General features: G+C 62.0%; 2 protein-coding genes. One reads left to right on the forward strand and one right to left on the reverse strand.

Annotated elements, in window-relative coordinates; translation table 11 throughout:
* Positions 1 to 33 precede the first annotated feature (33 nt).
* Positions 34 to 594 carry a recombinase family protein gene (locus tag JHD07_RS34965; RefSeq protein ID WP_011950653.1) on the reverse strand — a complete coding sequence of 187 codons (561 nt, stop codon included), beginning with the start codon at positions 592 to 594 and terminating at the stop codon, positions 34 to 36.
* A 131-nt stretch (positions 595 to 725) separates the two neighbouring features.
* On the opposite strand from JHD07_RS34965, the gene JHD07_RS34970 reads away from it, so the two are divergent.
* Positions 726 to 3,740 (forward strand): Tn3 family transposase, encoded by a 3,015-nt coding sequence (locus JHD07_RS34970; RefSeq protein WP_037555775.1) that lies wholly within the window; start codon positions 726 to 728, stop codon positions 3,738 to 3,740.
* The last annotated feature ends 107 nt before the right edge of the window (positions 3,741 to 3,847 follow it).

Consider the following 3,847-nt stretch of genomic DNA (forward strand, 5'->3'; position numbering starts at 1 on the left):
ATGGGTCGTGCGGCTGAGCGGAACAGGAAAGTGTCATAAGGCACTGTTTGGCTCGATACAGCGATAGATGGTGGCCGGGTGAACGTTGAAGGTCCTTGCGACGGCGCTAATGGACTTACCCTCGAGAACGAGTTGGCGAGCGAGCTCCGCCTGATCTGGGCGCATTTTCTTTGGGCGTCCGAAGCTCACACCGCGCGCCATCGCCGCCTTTCGCCCCTCCTCGGTTCGGCTCAATATGAGAGTCCGCTCGAACTGGGCGATCCCAGCGAATACGGTCATGATCATCACGCCAGACGGGGACGTGGTATCGGCCCAAGGTTCATCAAGCGATTGTAATCCTGCCTGCTTTTCCTTGATGCGTTCCGCGATGTGCAGGAGTTCGATGGTGGATCGCGCCAAACGATCGAGGCGGGCGACGACGAGAACATCGTCTTTGCGCAGGTGACCCATCAGCTTTTCAAGCTCGGGCCGGCCACGAGCGGCCCCCGATATTTTCTCTTCGAACATCATTTCACAGCCCGCCTCCGAGAGCCGACCGCGCTGGATTTCCAAGTTCTGATCCTCGGTGGAAACGCGCGCGTAGCCGAGCTTCATGCGACTGCTCCAGATATTGTGCGAAAGTTACTGCAAAACAATTTTGTTTCGCACATATGTTTTGCGAAGAAATTCGCCTTGTTTATCGGCATGGGCCGTCCCCTTCGCAAAAGTTGAAAGTTTCGCACGGTATGCCCACCCGTCACCTCACTGACGCCCAGCGTCAGGGCTTTGCCCGCTTTGATGGCGAACCGTCGGCCGATCAACTCGCGCGATATTTCCATCTGGACCAAACTGATCGCGACCTCATTGGAACTCTGCGCGGCGACCACAATCGGCTCGGCTTTGCCGTGATGCTGACGAGCGCCCGGTTTCTGGGCGCATTTCCAGTCTCGCCCGCCGAGATCCCAGCGTCGGTCCTGGCGGCCGTGATCGAACAACTCGCTCTTGAACCCGGCACGGACGTGGACGCCTATTTTGCGGGAAGCCGACGCATCCGGCACCTCGCGCTCATCCGGACGCACTGCGGCTTCACGGACTTTGGCGACAACGCGGTGGCACGTTTCCGGCTGACCCGATGGCTCTACGCCCTTTGCTGGAGCGGCGACGATCGGCCCGGCCCCCTGATTGATCGAGCTGCGGCCTGGCTGATCGCCAACAAGGTGCTGCTGCCGGGCGTCACGGTCGTCGAGCGCCTGGTTGGCAGGATCCGCGATCGTGCGCGGACCAGGCTTTGGCGCCATCTGGTCGCCAGCTTGAGCGATGACCAGCGCGTGCGCATCGCCGCGCTGTTTGACGATGGCGACACATCCACGTTCGCCGCCCTGGACGCGCTCCGGACCGTTCCCTCCAAGCGCATGCCGACCGAACTCTTCCGACACCTTGATCGGCTCGATGCGGTCCGGGCGTTCAATCTGCGGCCGGCGCCACCGCGGGGCGTTCCCGCCACAACCCTTGAGCGGCTCGCGCGGGTAGCGCGCGTCGGCAAGCCCTCGGCCATCGCCGCCCTTCAGGAGCCTCGTCGAACCGCGACCGTAGCCGCGCTCTTCCATACGCTCGAAGCGGCGGCCCAGGACGACGCCGCCGAGCTGGCCGAGGCTCTGCTCGCCGACTTGGTGAAAGGGGCTGAAGCCGCCGACAAACAGGCCCGCCTGCGCAGTCTGCGCGATCTCGATGGCGCCGCGATGCTGCTCCACGCAATGGGTCTGTTGGTTTTGACCGACGACGCCCTGCCCCTCAATGAATGGCGAGATGTGCTCTTCGAGCGGTTGCCCCGTCCCGACATCGAGGCCGCCATGTCCAAGGTGGAGGCGATCGCCAAGCCCGCGGAGACCAAGCCCTATGATCAACTGCGAACAAAATGGCGGAGCGCCCGGCGATTGTTCTTTGAAATCGCTACCCGCATCGAGACCGACGCTGCCCCAGGTGGCAAAAACGTCAAGGCCGCGATCAGCTACCTCAAGGGCGTGGACGACTGGTCCTCTCTCGTCAAGATGCGCGGCGCACCGATCGCTGCGGTCTCGAAGGCGTGGAGGCAACATGTCCTGGATGACGATGGCAGGATGCGCGACCCGAAGGCCTATGTCTTCGCGATCATCGATGCGTGGCGTCTGGCGATCAAGCGTCGCGATGTGTTCGCCAAGCCCGGCATCCGATACGGGGATCCCCGGCGCGGGATGCTCGAGGGCGAGTCCTGGCACAATTCCAGGTTGATGGTAGCACGCGCCCTGGGCCGATCTCTGGAAGCCGACATTGAGATTGACGGTCTCTCCCGCCTTCTCGACGAGGCATATCGACATGTCGTTGCGCGCGCCGGCGACAATCCGGACCTGCGTTTTGAGACGGTCGCCGACAAGATGGGGATTGTGGTCACGCCCCTCGACAAGCTTGATGAACCCGAGAGCCTTCGAGCACTTCGCGCCGCCGTCCAAACGCGCATGCCGAAGGCCGGAATGCCCGACATCTTTCTTGAAGTCATGGCGCGAACCGGATTTGCCAAGTCCTTTACGCATCTGAGCGAGCGTCAGGCCACCGTCGAGCACTTCGAGATAAGCCTGTGCGCGACCCTGGTCGGCGGCGCCTGCAACATCGGTCTTGAGCCGATCGTGCGCCCGGAATTTGCGGCTCTGCGTCGCGACCGTCTTTCTTGGGTCGGTCAGAATTTCATTCGGCCCGAGACCATCGCCGCGGCCAACGCCGCGATCGTTTCCGCTCACAGTCGTCTGGATATCGTCCAACATTGGGGCGCAGGCGAGGTGGCCAGCGCCGACGGCATGCGTTTTGTCGCTCCGTCGAGCGCCATACACGCCGGGCCCAACCCCAAATATTACGGCCAGGAGCGCGGCGTCACTTGGTACAACATGATTTCCAATCAGTTCAGCGGTCTGACCGGAGCGGTCATCCCCGGCACGTTGCGCGACAGCCTGGTCGTCCTGGCTCTCCTGCTGGAGCAGGAAACCGAGCTCGATCCTCTGGAGATCATGACCGACACCGCCGCCTATTCCGACGCCATTTTCGGTCTGTTCTGGCTCTTGGGCTACCGGTTCAGCCCCCGTCTGGCGGACATCGGCGACGCCAAACTCTGGCGTATCGACCGCCAGGCGAGCTATGGGCCGTTCGATCAGACCGCCTGGGGCAGGGTTAAAATCAATCTGATCCGGGAAAACTGGTCCGACCTTATCCGCTTGGCCGGATCGCTCAAGCTCGGCCACCTCAAGGCCGCAGGCGTCATGCGAATGCTGCAGGTCAAAGACCGCCCAACAACGCTGGCCAAGGCCCTGTCTGAACTCGGCCGCATCATCAAGACGCTGCATATCCTGCGATACATCGATGACCGGCCGTTCCGGCGACGAATATTGTTTCAGCTCAACCGGCAGGAATTGCGCCACAAGCTCGGTCGGCGCGTCCATCACGGCGATCGGGGCGAAATCAGAAGCCCTCTGCGTCAGGGCCAAGAGGAGCAGCTTGGGGTCCTCGGTCTGGCCCTCAACTCCATCGTCCACTGGAACGCTGTCTACATGCAGGAAACCGTGCGCCAACTCAGCGAGGCCGGGACGCCGCCGCTGCCCGCCGATATCGCTCGGCTCTCGCCGATATCTTGGCGTCACATCAATTTCCTCGGCCGCTACGACTTCTCCGTGCCTGACGCCGTCGCAAACGGCGGCCTCAGACCGCTACGCCAACCTAATTCCGAATGGGACTTTTGAAAGGAAATAATGCCCCTTACGACACTTTCCTGTTCCGCTCAGCCGCACGACCCTCTATAGGCTGTACCGCCCTAAAAACGTACCTATCGTGACCGAGGACAACGGAA

It is taken from the genome of Bradyrhizobium sp., assembly GCF_016462955.1.
Lineage (GTDB): Bacteria > Pseudomonadota > Alphaproteobacteria > Rhizobiales > Xanthobacteraceae > Bradyrhizobium.